Below are 16,336 nucleotides of genomic sequence, written 5' to 3'. Positions count from 1 at the left end.
TTGTGATAAAAATGAAAAACACAACCTTGACGTTACTATCGGTGCAACAAATATTTTTGCTATGAAAAAAATTTATCTGCTACTCCTCCTACTCCTGGCTGTAGAAAGCTATGGTCAGATTGTTACTGAATTTCCCAGAATTGATGACCAAAGCAGTGACGAAACGGATATCACTAAAGTTGAATTACGTGGTGAATATACTATTATTCATTTCAGATACCAATTAAGCAAGCGCAAAAACCGCCTCTACAGTTTTCCGCTACCTAATCAGGAACAAAAGACCTACACAACTATTTCTTTTAATCCTGATAGTTATCTGAGCGCAAACGGAAAGTATTTCAGATACATAAAATCGGTGGGAATAGTGGAATTGTCTGATGAACAAAGTGAGCAGCGGGTTTATCCGGGCGAAGTATATAAATTCAGTGTTTATTTTGAAAAGCTTGACCCGGGTTTAGAAGTGTTTAATCTTGTTGAGGGTAAAAACCTGCCCGGACAAAAATTGCTTTTCTGGAATTTCAACGGTGTACACATCAAAAATCCTCCAAAAAATGCAACTCGCTCAACAAACCCTGACGTAATACTTACCATTAGAGGCAAATTAATTGATGCCAGAACACAAAAAACAATTAGTGGTAAAGTAACCTATAAAGTAGACAAGGATACGAAAAAAACCGGATTCAAGATAGTGCAACTGAACGAAGGTTTCTCTTTCTCGTTAAAGCCTGATGCATACACTTTTACGGCAACAGCTGCCGGATATGAAACGGCAGAAACCAGTATTGATTTATCTAAACTCAGGAAAGGTCAGCAGTTTACCCAGGATATTTATCTGAATCCTGTTCCGCCAAAAACGCCTGAAAAAGTTGAACCAAAAGCAATACCGCCACAAGCTGAAACCAAGCCTGCTGAAGCTCCGGCAATTGCTGCCCCCAAAAAAGAACCAGCAAAAGAAGAGTCTGCTCCGGTTAAAGTAGAAGAAAACAAATTCAGGCTTGATAAAGTATATTTTAATACCGGTGAGTCTGGCTTGTTAGACCAATCGTATGAGCAGTTAGATGGCTTACTAAAAATGATGAAGAATAGCCCAACCATGACCATCGTGATTGAAGGCCATACTGATAATGTAGGAGACCCAGTGCAGAACAAACGCTTATCTTTACAGAGGGCTTTTAATGTACGTGAGTATCTGGTTCAGAAAGGAATTGCGGGTAAGCGCATTCAGTTTAAAGGATACGGCGATACAAAACCCATTACAGACAACAGCACTGAGGAGGCAAGAAAGCAAAACCGACGGGTAGAGTTTATAATTGTAACGCCGTAGAAGGTTCTGGGTTATTGAAGAAAACCTGGAAATAATCAGAAACTGATATTTTCAATGATATCTGATGCTATCATGGCAGTAGTACCTTTAAGCTGAGCGGCTCTGTCACCGGCTAACCCGTGTTCATATACGCCCAGTAAAGCAGCATTTATTGGCGCATAGCCCTGCGCCAGCAGGGCCAGAATCATACCGGTCAGTACATCTCCGCTGCCTCCTTTTGCCATTCCGGCATTACCTGTTGAGTTAAAATAAATTTTACCATCTGGCGAGGCAATTGCGGTAAAGGCGCCTTTTAGACAAACAATACACTGATGCCTTACTGCAAAGGCTGCCAGAAGCTCAAGTTTTTCGTAGTCATTTGCCCAAGTTTTACCAATTAATCTCTGAAATTCCTTCGGATGGGGTGTCAATACAGCACCTGCTGGTATCAGGCTTAATTGATGGTTATCGGCAGCAATGATATTCAATGCATCGGCATCAATAACTAAAGGCACTTTAACATTTTTCAGGATGGCCTCAATCATGCTGGCAGTACCAGGATTTGTACCAATACCACAACCGACACCAATAGCCTGATAATTGTTTAGGGGTGGCATATCTTCCAGTTCTTTCTGATTGTCGGTAGGCAGGCACATGGCTTCCGGTACTGAGGACTGAAGAATTGTATATCCGCAAGCCGGGGTATAAACAGTTACCTTACCAACGCCCGAACGAAGACAGGCCCGGGTAGATAGAACGGCGGCGCCTATCATACCATAACTGCCGGCAATCATTAAAGCATGGCCAAAATTACCTTTATTAGAGAATTTATTTCTTGGTTTTATTAATTGCCTGGCCATTGGGGCATCAGTGTATTCATATCCTGAATCAAGCTGACTGATAAATCCGGCATGCAAGCCTATATCAACCACCCACCAATCGCCCACGTAAGCAGCATTTTGAGGAAGAAAAAAAGCAAGTTTGGGCGTCTGAAAAGTAATGGTTTGATTTGCCATTACAATTATATCATCAGGCCCGTTGGGTGAATCAGCAAATAAACCTGTCGGAATATCAACTGCCACCAGCTCTGCGCCACTTGTATTAAGACTGCTTACCAGTGTTTTAAGTATCCCTTCAAGAGGCCTTGAAAGCCCGGCCCCTAGTAAAGCATCAATATATAAATAATCAGGATTAATGACCGGCAATTCGACATCTGTCTTGCATAGCCGGGCATCAATTTTATTAACAAGCCTGCCAAGATTTATTTTAAAGTTATCAGACTTTCGTTCAGAATAATCCATTACTAAAACCTCTACGTCATAACCTGAATGATAGAGCATTCTTGCAATTGCCAGGCCATCACCACCATTATCACCCAGCCCGCATAAAACCACAATTTTTTTATAAGAAACCGCATATTTGCTTTCAAAGAAATTCACAAATGCACGTGCAGCGCGCTCCATGAGATCTATTGAGGCAATCGGCTCGTTTGCGATGGTGTACTCATCTGCCGCTTTTACATCAGACACATAATTACCATCATTAGTACGTCTTCTTGTCAATAGAATATTCATAGCTTTTGTGCTTCTAATGAGTACCTAACTCTTTTTTAAATTGTGGCTTGATATGGCGTCTCGTCTGCCAACAAGCAACATACTTATTTAAACCAGATTCATTTCAATTGTAAGTGGCTGTACTTTAGAGGCCGATTGAATTAAGTCTGATTTTTTTTCTATTATGAAATCTTCATACATCAACATCATGACATCGTCTTCATAATTTCCAATCTGCTCAATATTTTCTATGCCGTTCAGATTATTAACGATAAGCCGGAAGAAGTCAACACCGGCACCAAAGGCATGAGGATACCCCCCGCCGAACCTCGGATTAATTTCAGACAAATAATATTGCCCATTTACATAAAATAAGTCCAGGTCTATGGGCCCGTAAAACTCAAACTTACTTATTACTTTCTTTACAAAATTAACCAGATTGATGTCATTAAAAGATACTGTTTTGATGGCTCCTCCGGCACGCGATTCTATTTTTCGCTTTGAAAATATAGAAACCGGTTTACCGCTTATACAATCAACATAAACATCTACATCCAAGTCAAGGCCTGTCATCAATGGCTGTATAATGTAGTCGGTTTGTGCATTTTCAAGCCTTTGTTTCAGTTCGTTAAGGTCATTAATTTTTGCAGCTCCTATGCTTCCGCTTCCTTTTCGGGGTTTTATAAAAACAGGAAAAGAAATCTCTCCTTTATTAAGACCCTCCACAAAATTTTCAAACGTATGGTAAGTCAGAATGGTCGGTATCTGATGCGCTTGTAAATACTCAAACATTCGGTACTTATCATAGCATATATTTGCGGTTTCTTCTGTAGGCACCAAGGGCAAAACACCGTTTTCGATAAATCTATGTCTGTTTTTCCCGAGTATCTCAATTTCAGGGTCAATAAGCGTAGTAATTGCCGAAATACCTTCAGATTGGCACAAATCTAGCAGGTACTCAATGTACTGGCCGTCAGTTATTGCCGGTGGAATAAAATGGCGGTCTGCCGCAAATAAAGCCGGAGCGAATGGATTTTTATCAATTGCTACGATACTTAGGTCTTTTTGAGATTTTCTTAAATCTTTCAGCAGTCTGACTCTCCTGCCCACAGAGCAGAATAATATAGCATTCATTTTTGGTTGGTGATTTTTATACTCAAACTCCATCTTGAATAAAGAAAGCGATTGAATAATCTACATATTGGTTTAAAGATACTCGCCGAATCTGATAATTCAAATCAACTAGTTTCTTAAAAGCAAGAATGTTTGGTGATTGTAGCCGTAGAGGCTCAAAAAAAGAAGTTAAGGAGTGTTAATTCTTATAAGTTTATCATATTTGGCATGCAATACGCCGGGCATATAATTGATGTATTGATCAATGCTATTACCATTGGCGAGCCATTCAAGGTAAATTGCCGGAGTATTAACACCTGCCAGATGTGAGAAAGGGTATCCGCCTCCGAATCTGGGATTTAAATCAATAACGTAATAGTTATCTCCGGATTTGAGCACATCGCAGTCTAAATTACCGATATGTTTCAAATGGCTTCCTATGCGCTGGCCTATTGATTCGAGCTCACTATTCAGAACCGATACGGCTTTGTCGGTTGAACCGGAGCGCATTCCAATTTTTTTTCTGGCGAAGGTTCCAATATATTCTCCGTTGAGGTTGTTAAGCACATCAATTCCAAATTCTACTCCTGTAATTTTCTCCTGAATCAAAATGGCAGCATCCTCATTTCCACTATTTGCTTTGGCCAGTATTGTTCTTGATAACCGCTTGGTCAGGAGTTGATAGGCTAGTTCAAGTTCTGTGCTATCTTCGGCAATGTCTATTCCAATAGAACCACTTCCCCATCTTGGTTTCAGAATTACCGGAAAACGCAGGCTTCCATTTTCTATCGCATCTTTTGCTTCATCCAGACTCACAAAAGTTTGGGGAGACGCCAGCCCCGCCGTCTCAAGAAATCGGATAGTCTGCAACTTATCAAAGGTAATATCAATTACTGAGGCAGAGGAAACAATTACCTGAACATTTATTTTACTAAAAAGCTCCTTTGAAGCCGCCAATAAGGGCAATTCAAGGTCAATGAGAGGGATAACCGCCTTGATATCGTTCTTTTTTACAATTTCAAGAATGGTATCAATATATGTATCATCATAAATAGACGGCACATGAATAGCCACGTCGGCTTCTGCAAGGGCCGCGGCTGTCAGGTTTGAATCGGTAGCGTACACCTTTCCGCTACCTTTTAAGGCCTCCTTAAAATAATTAATCAGATAGTTTCTTCGGCCTGCGCAAGTGAACAAAATATTCATCTTAAATCATTAAAATCAAATATGTTTCCTACACTAATAGGTAAATATTTGTAAAAGAAACAGCATTTATAGTTTAAAGCAAAATAGCCACAGCACTGATATGAGACCTATTAAAATGTTAAAGAAACAATGTCGGATGAATACGACTGTTGTTTCCAATCATCTTTTAAAAGGCCAAAAATACAGCGGTCAATGAAGCCGCCATTTTTGAATTTATGCTTTCTGAGTAAGCCCTCCTGTTGAAAACCTAATTTTAAATAAAGTTTATTTGCCCTTTCGTTATAGCTGTTTGTATACAAATAAATTTTATTGAGATTGAATTTATTAAATGCATAGTTTGTGGTAAATTGGGTAGAAACTTTACCAAAACCCTGGCCCTGTTTATCAGGATTAACCAGAATATAATACTCGGCCAATCCATCAGCAAAATCAATATTTGTTAACCCGGTCATAGCTACCACTTCATTTTCTTCTTCAAAAACCAAATCTATCCGCAGCTGATTACCTTTAATTCTATCATACCAACTGTCCATCTCCTCAAAAGTTAAAGGATACTGCATATTCATGTACTGGTAAACGTCAGGATGATTTAACCAGGCCAAACGGTTCTCTAAATGGGTGCTACTTAACTTCTTCACTTTCATTATTTCTAATCTTTTCATTAAAAAATTGCTCTATGGGTACAAGCGCAATGTCATCAGAAGAAAGTACTTTTTTTATAGTTTTAAATAGAATTTTGATATCAAACCATAAAGAGAGATGATCGACATAGTACACGTCTAATTCAAATTTTCTGGACCATGAAATAGCATTACGGCCATTTATTTGCGCCCAGCCGGTTATACCAGGTCTAACCTCATGCCTCCTTTTTTCAAAATCATTGTAATAATCGAGATATCTTATCAGCAATGGTCTGGGGCCAATAAGGCTCATGTCACCTTTCAGAACATTTATTAACTGGGGTATTTCGTCAAGCGATGCGTTGCGGATAAATGCCCCTATCCCGGTTAGTCTTTGGTTATCCGGCAGTAATTTACCATTGGCATCTTTTTTTTCATTCATTGATTTGAACTTGATAATTGAAAATATCTTCCCATTTTTTCCGGGTCTTTTCTGAAAAAAAAACGGTTTCCCTTCATTTACAAAATACAAACAGACAGTAATGACTATAAAAACAGGGCTAAAAATCAATAACCCGAAAAAAGAAAAAAAGATGTCAAAGAATCGCTTGAAAAAAAATCGATACATTTTTGGAAACAATAAGCTCATATTAAAAAATTACGTCTATACGTAAAAATCTCTGAAAAACGTAAAACTTTAGTGAGCGGGTTTAATATTTATTTAAAAATAGAAAAAATAAACAGATTAACTAAGCATTATTACTTAATTTTTTTAATGTAATATTTTTAATACTCAATATCACGGCTACTCAAAACATACCTGGCACTAAAAATAAGGTTAACTGTTAAGGCAACTATGGTAAATTATAGGCTAATTTGAAATCAGGATTATTATTGATTCCCTTCGCACAAATTTGGGTCATGGTCAGATCCGGATTATTATTGCCCTCTACAATTACTGGCCCATGGTTAGTATAGGCAATATCCCAACCTATAATTTCTTTGTCCGGAAACGCCCGTGCGGCCTCGGTTACCAGGTTAATAATAGCTGCTGGATAAGGGAGGGTACATCCTTTGAAAACAAAACCAGTATTCGGATGCTGAAAAAATGAACGCCCTCCGCATTTGGGCAGCTGGTAGGCCACTTCGTCAAGCTCATTTTTTTGTATGTCATAGTTTACAAAAATACCTCCCATGGCGCCATTATCAACAAAAGAATTCCCGGTACCCATTTTCAGGAAACTACTTAGCATAACTACTTTACCCTGACTGTAAAAAGTGCTGACTCTTAGTGTGCTTACACAATTCGGGTTGATGTTATTTAATAGGTTATGCTGGTTAATACCAACCTCAATAATATACGCTTCATGGGAGGGCAATAATGAGAGGTTAATACTTTGGCCCTTTTCAAATTTAAAAATGCCTTTCCCTCCAAGCCCATTTGCCTGTTTAATAAATATACTCCCATGCTTTTCAAGCCAGCTATGAACAACGGACTGTACTTTAAATGTATCAGCTAAAGGTATCAATTCCCCGGAATCGCTGATGATTGTATTGTGCTTTATTTCTCCCAGAAATTTTACAAGGGGTAAACCCTTTTTTTGAAGGTACATTCTGAAAGCAATCTTATTGCTCAATACAGGATGATACCCATTGTGCAGATGAAATTTATTCGGTATCGGCAATAGCTCTTCCCTACTTAAATAATCGCTTACCATACCAGAATTCTTTTTGTACATCAGGCATGTAAAATAATGGCTCATCTGGTTGTAATTGTATTGGCTCTTCAAAGCCCTGATATCTTTCAGCATTGCAAAAATCGGCTTCCGGTCAGAATCCAGCAAAAAGTTGAAAGCAAACTTAATAATTGAGCTTATATTCATACATTTTACAATGATTTTAGAACAGATTTACCTATCCGAGTTTCGAAACAATGTATTTTCTTTTACCAGAGGACTCCATCGGAATGCTAAATTCTGTCATTATTGAAATTATGCTCTCCTTACCAAAAATCACTTTCAGTTTTTCAACCATTGCATTTTCATCAATAGTTGGTTTATCTTTTTTCTTATAAGCAATCTTCAAGGTAAAATGAAATTCGGTTTCCTGAATGAACTGATACTGACTAATGTTATCATTCAAATTGAAGAGTTCCCGCATCAGTATTGTTACTGCATAAGGTGAAATGGTTTTGCCATCAGTGGTTTTCAGAAAGTCTAGTTTTCTGCCGCTAATTTCTGTAAGTACCCTTCTGCCATCTTCTTGTAATTGGTATCTACCTATATCTCCGGTATCGTACCTGATCATCGGCACTGCCTTGTTAAACAAATCGGTAACTACAATACGGGCTTCTTCCCCCGCAGAGGCAGGTGCATCCGAATCAGTTTTCAGGAACTCAAAATAATAACTGGCCTCATTGAGACAAAAAAAATCTCCGCCTGCTGCAGGCTGTTGCGCAAGAATACCGTTTTCCTGATTAGAATATCTTGAAATAACCGGGCATTTGAATACCTCAATCATTTTAAGCCTGGTGTCGGCTGGTAGCTCTTCTGCACCAGTAAAAATTGCCTTAATATTCCATCTGTATTCACCTGGGCTGATATGATTCATTAAACTTACAAATGAAGAGGCATAAGACAATAACACCTTCGAATTGGTATCGGCAAGCATGGTTTTAACAAAATTCCGGGCTCCGCTATCGTCAATTTCAGAGGTATCAAACATACGGAAATTCTCTTTGAGCTGTGTCCAACTGCTTCTTTGATTCAAGTCATTCCAGATTCTCATTGAGTAGATTCTGTCTCCGGGATGATAACCACCGAGCTCGTAAAAATAAAGCAGATCTGCCTTATTTCTGGCGGCTTTATCAGAATCCTGAAAAATCTTGAACGGAATACCACTTGACCCACTGGTAGACATTTTTTTCAATCTGTCTTTCAGATTCAGATACTGGCGAGAGAACATTGAATCCATGTTGTCTTGAAAATCCTTTTTCTTCAAAACAGGAAACGATTCAATGCTTTGATGGTTAAAACAACTATAAAAAGGAGAGTTAGCGGTGGCATACGACAATATTGAAGATAACCTGTTACTTTTTGTTACTTCAGACAAAGGTTCATTTTTATTAATACCTCTTACCTCTCTAAAGTGCTTGTAAACGGGTGAGCCCCTCAGAAAATCTGAAATCCAAAAAATATAATACCTTATGTCTTTCATTATTAACAAGCAGGAAATTTAATTACTGCAGCTTCTTTAAGCCCGGCTAAACTAACAACACCAACCACACGCGCTAAATTTTAGAAATAATGTACTTTCTTTTTCCTGACTTCTCAGACGGTATTTCGTCTGCTCTGATAATTTCAATTACACTTTGCTGGCCAAAAATATCTCTTAGTTTTGTTTCCAGGTCTTTGGCAATGGTTGTAATGTCTTCTCCACCTGCATATTTCAAAATCATTTTAAAAGCGGTGAGGCTCTCCTGAATAAATTGAAATTGGACGATATGGTTATATTCCCACATCAGATTGGTAATTACATGCGGAGAGAGCATTTTACCATCATTCGTTTTTAAAAAATCAGTATACCGGCCATTTATTTCAGATAAAATTCTTTTGCCCTCTTGATCAATACGAAAAACACCGATATCACCGGTATCATATCTGATTATTGGCATTGCCTTGTTAAATAAATCTGTAATGACAATCCTTGCTTTTTCTCCTTCTTCTGCGTTTTCGTCTGACCCAATCTTTAAAAACTCGAAATGATAACTGCCCTCGTTTAACCTGAAAAAGTTTTCTCCGGTAATAGGTTGCTGCCCTAAAATCCCGCATTCCTGATTTGAATACCTTGACATAATAGGACACCGGAATGTCTCCTGCATCTGCTTCTTTATATTCACCGGTAACTCCTCAGCGCCAGTAAAAAAAGCTTTAATACGCCAATTTATGTTAACATTTCTGATATTGGCCATAAGTGCATGGATAGTTGAGGCATATGCTAAAAGTACTTTTGGCCTTGTGTCTGCAACCATGCTCTCTGTAAATTGATTTGCGCCTTCAATATCCAGATTTATCAGATTAAATTCTTTCAGATTTTCAAAAAATCGGTTAAGTGCCGATTTCCGGTTCAGTTTTGTCCATGTGCGCATGAAATAAAACCTGTCTCCGATATCATAACCACCAATTTTGTAAAAGAACAATAAATCGGCCTTATTTCTTCTGACTTTTTCGATGTTCTGATATACCTTAAGCGGGGTACCCGTTGAACCACTGGTGGTCATGGTTTTAAGAGATTCCTTAATATCGGCATATTCTCTTGAAAACAAGGCCTCAATGTTACGCACAATACTTTGTTTGGTAAGTACCGGATAAGTGCCTAAATCCTGGGCATCACAATCTTTATAAAATGCGGTGTTTTGAGTAGCGTAAGTTAATAAATCAAATAGTCTATTGTTTTTTTGCTTTACCGACCCAGGTTCGCTTTTATAGATGCTCTCAATTTCTTTATAGTGTTTCCTGATTTTTGAACCTTTTAAGTAATCGGCCAACCAGAAAATGTAGTAGCGTATGTTTTTCACTTTAAAACTAATTTCAGATATTTTTACTAGCCAGAGCAGAATTATATTCGTTTAAAACTGCATTCCACACTAATTGTCTGTCATATTTTTCAATTATATTCTTTCTGCTGTTGAAGGCCATTTCAGTTCTGGCATCTTTGTTTTTAAACAAATAAAGCATGTTTTCCAGCAGTAATTCAGTGTCACTTTTGGGTACAATTATTCCGTTATACCCGGTTGTTATTATTTCATTGCTTCCGCTAATATCTGTTACAATACTGGGTAAAGACATGGCTCCGGCTTCAAGAACTACGTTAGGGAAACCCTCTCTGTAACTCGGAAAAACAAGGCAATCTGATATAGCATAATAAGGTCTTACATCTGACTGGGCACCTGTAAATATAATCTGTTGATTATCTTCTATTTCCGTAACTGTTTCAGGCAATAAGGGATCAAGATGCTGCTCATAATATCCGACCAGAAGTAACTTTAACCTATTTGCCTGCTCTTTTTCAACCATCGACAGCAGGTTTTTAAATGCCGCGACCAGTTCATTGATTCCTTTGTCTCTTACCAGCCGGCCAACAAAAACAAATACAAAGTCGTCCTGATTTATGTTTAGTGATTGTCTTAGTTCCTGTTTTTGAAGGTCTGAATAAGCCGCGGGGTCGTAGTAATTAAAATCTATTCCATTAATATTACCATTTGCTAATACTTTTAATGGTTTTGTGGTGATTCCGAAATTGATTAAGTCTTTTTTTACTCCCTCACCTTCTGGAAATACATCGGTAGCAGCCCAGCACAACAGCTGATCCATTTTTATAAGCAACTTTTGCAAACGCCCTTTTTTAGACGGAAAAATAAGACCCGTAAAAGTGTGCATCCTGATTGGCACACCCGCCAATTTGGCAGCAAGCATAGATAGCAAACCGGCTTTAGGTGTAATAGAATGAACAATTTGTGGTTTTTCTTTTTTAAATAGCAGGTAGAGCTTTATTAATGAAATAAAATCATTTACCGGGGATATCTGCCTCTGCATCTCTAACGCAAAGGTACGCACACCTTCTGTTTCTTTTACATGCTCAAGCGATTTGCCATTGCCTGACACCGCTATCACATCAAAATACTGGTTCAAAAAAGCCAATTGTCCTTTCAATAATGCACGAAGTGAACCTGGCACGGTACTGGTTCTAATTACTTTTCTTTTTGATATTTCCATAAATCAAATCAATATTGGCCTCTGGTTCCTTTTTCCAAAATTCTACGTTATGATTCGTTGAAAAAGAAATGCCATTGAATATACGTATTTTTCCTGCAGGTGTAAACTTATTGTGAGCATTATTAATGTTTATGCCTACAAAACGTGTGGAGTGCTCATCAACGAAGTTATTCAGTTCGATATCCACAGGGTGCGGGTATTGGTAGGTGTCTGAGCTAAATGAACCCAGGTTTATATTAAAAGCCGCATTTTTATTGTTATAAGAATACAGATTTCTGAATTTAACATTTTGCAGGTATTCACCAGACAAGCTGGGTTCAACATCTACCCCGCACTCTGGCAAGGTGCCATTTGTATTACTTAATAATACATTATGAATGCTTGCATTAATTGCAGAAGTAACAGATATTGCATTTCTCCTGGCATTATCGATCCAGACGTTTCTTACTGTTATATTCTTTGAAACACCATTGCTTTCAGAACCTATGAACAATCCGTCTCCCCATGTATTATAAATATGGGCATTCTCTATGTAAATATTGGTTCCGTTAAGAATGGCTATCCCTGCACTCCATTCCCCTTTCTGTCCTTCCAGACTTTTACTTCCTTTAATTTTTGCATTGTAAACTTTAACATTAGACACATCGTAAATCTTCAGAATATCGTCTAATCTTGATGTTGCCTGGCTTACAAACTCAATCAGTGTATTTTTACTAAAATACAGGGTTCTTCCTGATGGAATCAACAGCCCCGGCTTTTCAATTCTTAAAACTGTATCAGCCAATAAAACAGATGTGTGCCTGTTGAGAATATCTTGTATATATGCCGTTAAATTGGGCTGATTTTTAACCTCTTGATTGGTAATGCGATACGTATTTGCAGGAACACTGAATTTAGCATCAGGGTTGAAATATCTTCTGGAAAGATTCTCAGGCACAGCTTTTACCTCAAATATATCTATTGAAAAAACGAAACTACAAAATGCTATAATTAAGACGCTAAGAGTGTAAATAGTTTTCATAGTGTTTCCTTTCTTCAAAGTTAACCTTGTTTCTTCTGGCTATAAGCCATTGTTCTTTATTGAAAACATTAAATAACCGATACACCATTCCTACAAAGGCATTCTTGATAAAAAACTTTTGCCATTTGGTATTTCCATTGTATTTTTCAAGTATTTTAAATCTACTTCTTCCAATCAGAACATACTTTTTAAAATAGTTTTCGCCAACTTCCCTGTAAAAGAACAGAGGCTGGGTAATGATCATAAAATTAGATTTTCCGGCCGTTCTGAACCAAAGTTCCACATCCTCAAGCCTTATGGCATCCGGGTCATACGGATTAGCCCTGAACCATTCAGATTTACCCATGATTGTCGGGTGAATAAATGACCTGACTTTTCTAATATAATTAATCTCATGGTATTCATTACGCATACCTGACACTATATTAGAGGCATCAATGGTATATGCATTTGTACCCAATACATCAATTTCAGGATGGACTTCAAGTACATCTACTTGCTTTTGAAGTTTTTCAGGATGCATGATATCATCTGAGTCCATCCTGCAGTAGTACCTTGTTTTGCACAAATTTGACAGCTGATTCAAACGTGCTACTAATCCTTCATTTTCTCCGGTTAAATAAGTTATCCGTTTATCAAACAGAAAACCCTTTATAATCTCTTCTGTGTTATCAACCGAGCCATCATTAATAATAATCAAGCGCCATCGGGTAAAAGTCTGATTTATTACTGACTGAATGGCGAACTTCAAATATTTAGAATCGTTATATACCGGTAACCCTACAGTAACTAAAGCTTCAGCTTGCCCGGTAAAATTATCCTCCATTTCAAATTGTCCTTTTTAATTTCCACTTACTAAATAAAACTGAAAAAAAACATAAATGACAAATAAAGTAGCTACGCCTGCAGTTGCAAGTCTGAATGCGTTCTTTTCTGAAAACAGAGGCGCCATTAAAAAAGGAATACAAACCCAGGATATCACACCCCATCTGTCTGAATACGGAATTTGAAACGTAAAAAAGAAAAAGACACTCGTGAGTATATAATAAATAAAAATAAGCTTGTAAGGCTCAGACTTTTCTTTGAGTGTTCTATATATAAACATAAAAATTACAAGAAAAAAAGTATTAAACAAAACAAAAGTAGGCCTGAACCCAACTGTATAAACCACGCTTTCATTGGTAAGATATGAAGAACGCCGGTCGTCAACAAGTAATAATCCAATAATGGGTTCCAGCTGCATTATTCCTATATTAAGTGCGGCCGCAACAATAACCAATAAATAAGTCAGGTAAAAATATATGAGCTTTATTCTTCGTAATAATATACTCAGCAAAAAGATAAAAACTGCCACAATTAGGGTTGAGTGTATACCCAGCGAACAAATTGCAAAGAAGAAAACCAGTTTTTTATTGCCAGGATTTAAAGCGTAGTTAACAATTGCAAGCATTAAAAATCCTAAGGCGGTGCCTTGCCTTATTATGTTCGTTCCTAAACTATAGAAGAAATAAAAGCTAAATAAAGAGAAACATACCAAAAACCAGTTGGCCTGATAATAGTTAGATAAACTCTTTAATGCAAGAGAAAACGTAACCATAAAGGTAAATGCCATAAACAAAAAGAAAACCGTTGAATTATTACTTACCAGATACAGGCACTTGTTAATATATGGCATCAGGAAATCGAAGCCATATTCAACTTTTTCAGGATTTGTATATTGCCAGTCATATAACCAAGTATCGGTTCCAATCTCCAAATCTCTGAATCCAAATATCAGGATAAAGAAAAGCAGAATAAAGATATTAAAAATGTATAATTCACCTTTTATTCTTTTTCTCAGAAAGTCGAGACACAACGCATTTACGAGCGCCAGAATGCTCATAAATAAGTAGACTCCCGAAATCAATAATTGATAATTCTCCATCACAATATCAATAAAACGCAGATTCTAAATTTAAGAATAGGCAAACAATATTTAAATCATTGTATTCAGCGCTTCTGCCTGAGCTTTAGAATAATTAGATTAAAACCATAATTGATTTCAGACTTTCTAAAACCTAGTAATACGGTTGTAAATAAACATATTACAAAATTCAATATTAACCGGATAAAAGACTCAGCATCTAAAACCGCATTATTAAACCAGTATAGCAAAGTTACGGAACATATTACAACAGTTGCAATGCGTAAGATAACTTTGAGTAAAAAATGACGAATCTGAAATTGATAATAAACCACTTTTTTCAGGTATACAACATAAAAAACAAAGAAAACAGCCTCAATAATTATCTTAATTATAAACGGAGTTGTTTCAGGATATCCGGCTTTCAAAAGATAGTATCCTACAATCAGGCCAATTATATTTAAGGTACCACAGGTAAAACTCATCCATTTCATTTTTTCAGAGGCCTCAATAGTCATCAAAACGGGGTAAGTAACTACACTGATAAGAACTGCGCAAATGCCTAGTTTAAAAAATGGCACAGCAAAACCAGGAACGTTGCCAAGCCACAGCGAAAAAACGAAATCTGCATTAAAAATAACCGGTACACAAACTACATACAGCAAGAAAAAACCTATTCGTGTACCCTGATCAATAATTGCATTTAGCTTTTTGAACTCTTTGGTAACAAAACTTTGTGTTGTCTGCGGTCTGATAGCCGAAGTAAAATTATTTACAAATGCGGCTATTCCACCCTGAGCCTGGTTGGCAATTGCAACAGACGAGTTAATTATTACACCATAAAACAAATTAAGATTGACCTTAACACCTTGAACCAGCAGAATTTCACTGAATTTCTTGTAGAGGTCCCATCCAAAGAAGGTCCTCATTTTTTTTACTATATCTTTATTGCCAACAGCTGTTGTTCTTGTTTCCTGAAATTCATTACGGCAATAATTCATGTAAATCAATCTGATTACAACGCCAACCGAGAAAACCAGACCACCGTAAATAGCAACCTTATATTGAATGTGGCTCACCCATAAAAGTGCAAAGGGTACCAATAGCTTTAGCAGGGCTTCTAGAACCGAAATGTAAGCAAATGCTAACATTTTTTCTCTGGCCAGAATGATTGACTGATACGGAATCTGGGTTACCAGAAACATAAGACTTAACGTTGAAAACTGAAAGAGAATATTTGCCTCAAGCAATTTTGAATCAGATATATTTAATCGGTAGTTCAAGAACCAAATGCCCAGGGTTTCAGATGCTAAAAAAAGAATTAATGCAAACTGACGGTGCAGATATAATGCACTACCGAAAACATCTTTCAGGTGAGCACTATTATTCTCAGAAAGAGCCAGATTAAAAAAACGTGTAGAGGTAACCATCAAAGAACTTTGCAAAAAGCTAAAAACCATAACCACACCCGTTATCAAATCATACAAGCCGTAGTCTTCAAAACCTAAAACGTTGAGTGAGATTCTGGATGAGTACAAGCCCACACCCAAAGTAAAAAACATACGGATATAAAGAAAGAAGGTGTTCTTTGCGATTTTTGCTGAGTTCGTCAAGCTAAAAATGAAAATTTAATGTATCAAAGTATTTCACAGCACCTGGCTACAGAATAGACAGGGAAAATTCAAAACCGACTAATGCGTCAGGTTTGTGAGGGTACAATATTACAACATTTACCCGAATTGAGTATAATATCAATGTTAATTTAGCTACCACATTTATAAAAAGCGGATCCGGATTGGTCTAAATGCGGCACATAACTACCTGTGAATGAGTATGATAAATT

Annotated in this window: 14 protein-coding genes; 1 reads left to right on the top strand and 13 read right to left on the bottom strand. The window is 37.2% G+C overall.

Annotation, left to right across the window (positions count from 1 at the left end):
* Positions 1 to 61: 61 nt before the first annotated feature.
* Positions 62 to 1,324: an OmpA family protein gene (locus NZ848_RS06105; protein WP_259014777.1), complete on the top strand. Its 1,263-nt coding sequence runs from the start codon at positions 62 to 64 to the stop codon at positions 1,322 to 1,324.
* A gap of 35 nt (positions 1,325 to 1,359) precedes the next feature.
* Here NZ848_RS06105 and NZ848_RS06100 read toward each other — a convergent pair whose 3' ends face one another.
* The 13 genes from NZ848_RS06100 to NZ848_RS06040 form a co-directional block, all read right to left on the bottom strand.
* Entirely contained in the window at positions 1,360 to 2,877 is a 1,518-nt protein-coding gene (locus NZ848_RS06100) for an NAD(P)H-hydrate dehydratase (protein WP_259014776.1), read from the bottom strand.
* 87 nt (positions 2,878 to 2,964) lie between these two features.
* The gene (locus NZ848_RS06095) at positions 2,965 to 3,990 is read right to left on the bottom strand and encodes an ATP-grasp domain-containing protein (protein WP_259014775.1); all 1,026 of its coding nucleotides are present in this window, start codon (positions 3,988 to 3,990) and stop codon (positions 2,965 to 2,967) included.
* A gap of 168 nt (positions 3,991 to 4,158) precedes the next feature.
* Positions 4,159 to 5,175 (bottom strand): ATP-grasp domain-containing protein, encoded by a 1,017-nt coding sequence (locus NZ848_RS06090; RefSeq protein ID WP_259014774.1) that lies wholly within the window; start codon positions 5,173 to 5,175, stop codon positions 4,159 to 4,161.
* A gap of 110 nt (positions 5,176 to 5,285) precedes the next feature.
* Positions 5,286 to 5,837, bottom strand: a complete 552-nt coding sequence (locus tag NZ848_RS06085; protein WP_259014773.1) for a GNAT family N-acetyltransferase — start codon at positions 5,835 to 5,837, stop codon at positions 5,286 to 5,288.
* Positions 5,797 to 6,423, bottom strand: a complete 627-nt coding sequence (locus NZ848_RS06080; protein ID WP_259014772.1) for a sugar transferase — start codon at positions 6,421 to 6,423, stop codon at positions 5,797 to 5,799. Before NZ848_RS06080 ends, NZ848_RS06085 begins: the two co-directional genes overlap by 41 nt.
* 226 nt (positions 6,424 to 6,649) lie before the next feature.
* Positions 6,650 to 7,678, bottom strand: a complete 1,029-nt coding sequence (locus NZ848_RS06075; RefSeq protein WP_259014771.1) for a sugar-transfer associated ATP-grasp domain-containing protein — start codon at positions 7,676 to 7,678, stop codon at positions 6,650 to 6,652.
* Between the two features lie 31 nt (positions 7,679 to 7,709).
* The gene (locus tag NZ848_RS06070) at positions 7,710 to 9,011 is read right to left on the bottom strand and encodes a hypothetical protein (protein ID WP_259014770.1); all 1,302 of its coding nucleotides are present in this window, start codon (positions 9,009 to 9,011) and stop codon (positions 7,710 to 7,712) included.
* 73 nt (positions 9,012 to 9,084) lie between these two features.
* Positions 9,085 to 10,371, bottom strand: coding sequence for a hypothetical protein (locus NZ848_RS06065; RefSeq protein ID WP_253534508.1), 1,287 nt, complete (start codon positions 10,369 to 10,371; stop codon positions 9,085 to 9,087).
* Positions 10,372 to 10,384: 13 nt separating this feature from the next.
* On the bottom strand, positions 10,385 to 11,569 hold the full coding sequence (locus NZ848_RS06060; RefSeq protein WP_253534506.1) for a glycosyltransferase family 4 protein: 1,185 nt from the start codon (positions 11,567 to 11,569) through the stop codon (positions 10,385 to 10,387).
* Positions 11,541 to 12,590 (bottom strand): right-handed parallel beta-helix repeat-containing protein, encoded by a 1,050-nt coding sequence (locus NZ848_RS06055; RefSeq protein ID WP_259014769.1) that lies wholly within the window; start codon positions 12,588 to 12,590, stop codon positions 11,541 to 11,543. Before NZ848_RS06055 ends, NZ848_RS06060 begins: the two co-directional genes overlap by 29 nt.
* Positions 12,568 to 13,416, bottom strand: coding sequence for a glycosyltransferase family 2 protein (locus tag NZ848_RS06050; protein ID WP_259014768.1), 849 nt, complete (start codon positions 13,414 to 13,416; stop codon positions 12,568 to 12,570). Before NZ848_RS06050 ends, NZ848_RS06055 begins: the two co-directional genes overlap by 23 nt.
* Positions 13,417 to 13,431: 15 nt before the next feature.
* Entirely contained in the window at positions 13,432 to 14,514 is a 1,083-nt protein-coding gene (locus NZ848_RS06045; protein ID WP_259014767.1) for an EpsG family protein, read from the bottom strand.
* Between the two features lie 65 nt (positions 14,515 to 14,579).
* Complete coding sequence (locus NZ848_RS06040) at positions 14,580 to 16,106, bottom strand: lipopolysaccharide biosynthesis protein (protein ID WP_259014766.1); 1,527 nt, start codon at positions 16,104 to 16,106, stop codon at positions 14,580 to 14,582.
* Positions 16,107 to 16,336 lie beyond the last annotated feature (230 nt).

The sequence above is a fragment of the Emticicia fluvialis genome (assembly GCF_024793945.1).
GTDB lineage: Bacteria > Bacteroidota > Bacteroidia > Cytophagales > Spirosomataceae > Emticicia > Emticicia fluvialis.
The sequence above is the reverse complement of the archived record's forward strand: the minus strand, read 5'-3'. Positions and strand labels throughout refer to the sequence as shown.

What these genes read in the sequence shown, in the direction of transcription:
- NZ848_RS06105 (WP_259014777.1), top strand. Translation starts at nt 62, where the DNA reads ATGAAAAAAATTTATCTGCTACTCCTCCTACTCCTGGCTGTAGAAAGC.
- NZ848_RS06100 (WP_259014776.1), bottom strand. Translation starts at nt 2,877, where the DNA reads ATGAATATTCTATTGACAAGAAGACGTACTAATGATGGTAATTATGTG.
- NZ848_RS06095 (WP_259014775.1), bottom strand. Translation starts at nt 3,990, where the DNA reads ATGAATGCTATATTATTCTGCTCTGTGGGCAGGAGAGTCAGACTGCTG.
- NZ848_RS06090 (WP_259014774.1), bottom strand. Translation starts at nt 5,175, where the DNA reads ATGAATATTTTGTTCACTTGCGCAGGCCGAAGAAACTATCTGATTAAT.
- NZ848_RS06085 (WP_259014773.1), bottom strand. Translation starts at nt 5,837, where the DNA reads ATGAAAAGATTAGAAATAATGAAAGTGAAGAAGTTAAGTAGCACCCAT.
- NZ848_RS06080 (WP_259014772.1), bottom strand. Translation starts at nt 6,423, where the DNA reads ATGTATCGATTTTTTTTCAAGCGATTCTTTGACATCTTTTTTTCTTTT.
- NZ848_RS06075 (WP_259014771.1), bottom strand. Translation starts at nt 7,678, where the DNA reads ATGAATATAAGCTCAATTATTAAGTTTGCTTTCAACTTTTTGCTGGAT.
- NZ848_RS06070 (WP_259014770.1), bottom strand. Translation starts at nt 9,011, where the DNA reads ATGAAAGACATAAGGTATTATATTTTTTGGATTTCAGATTTTCTGAGG.
- NZ848_RS06060 (WP_253534506.1), bottom strand. Translation starts at nt 11,569, where the DNA reads ATGGAAATATCAAAAAGAAAAGTAATTAGAACCAGTACCGTGCCAGGT.
- NZ848_RS06055 (WP_259014769.1), bottom strand. Translation starts at nt 12,590, where the DNA reads ATGAAAACTATTTACACTCTTAGCGTCTTAATTATAGCATTTTGTAGT.
- NZ848_RS06050 (WP_259014768.1), bottom strand. Translation starts at nt 13,416, where the DNA reads ATGGAGGATAATTTTACCGGGCAAGCTGAAGCTTTAGTTACTGTAGGG.
- NZ848_RS06045 (WP_259014767.1), bottom strand. Translation starts at nt 14,514, where the DNA reads ATGGAGAATTATCAATTATTGATTTCGGGAGTCTACTTATTTATGAGC.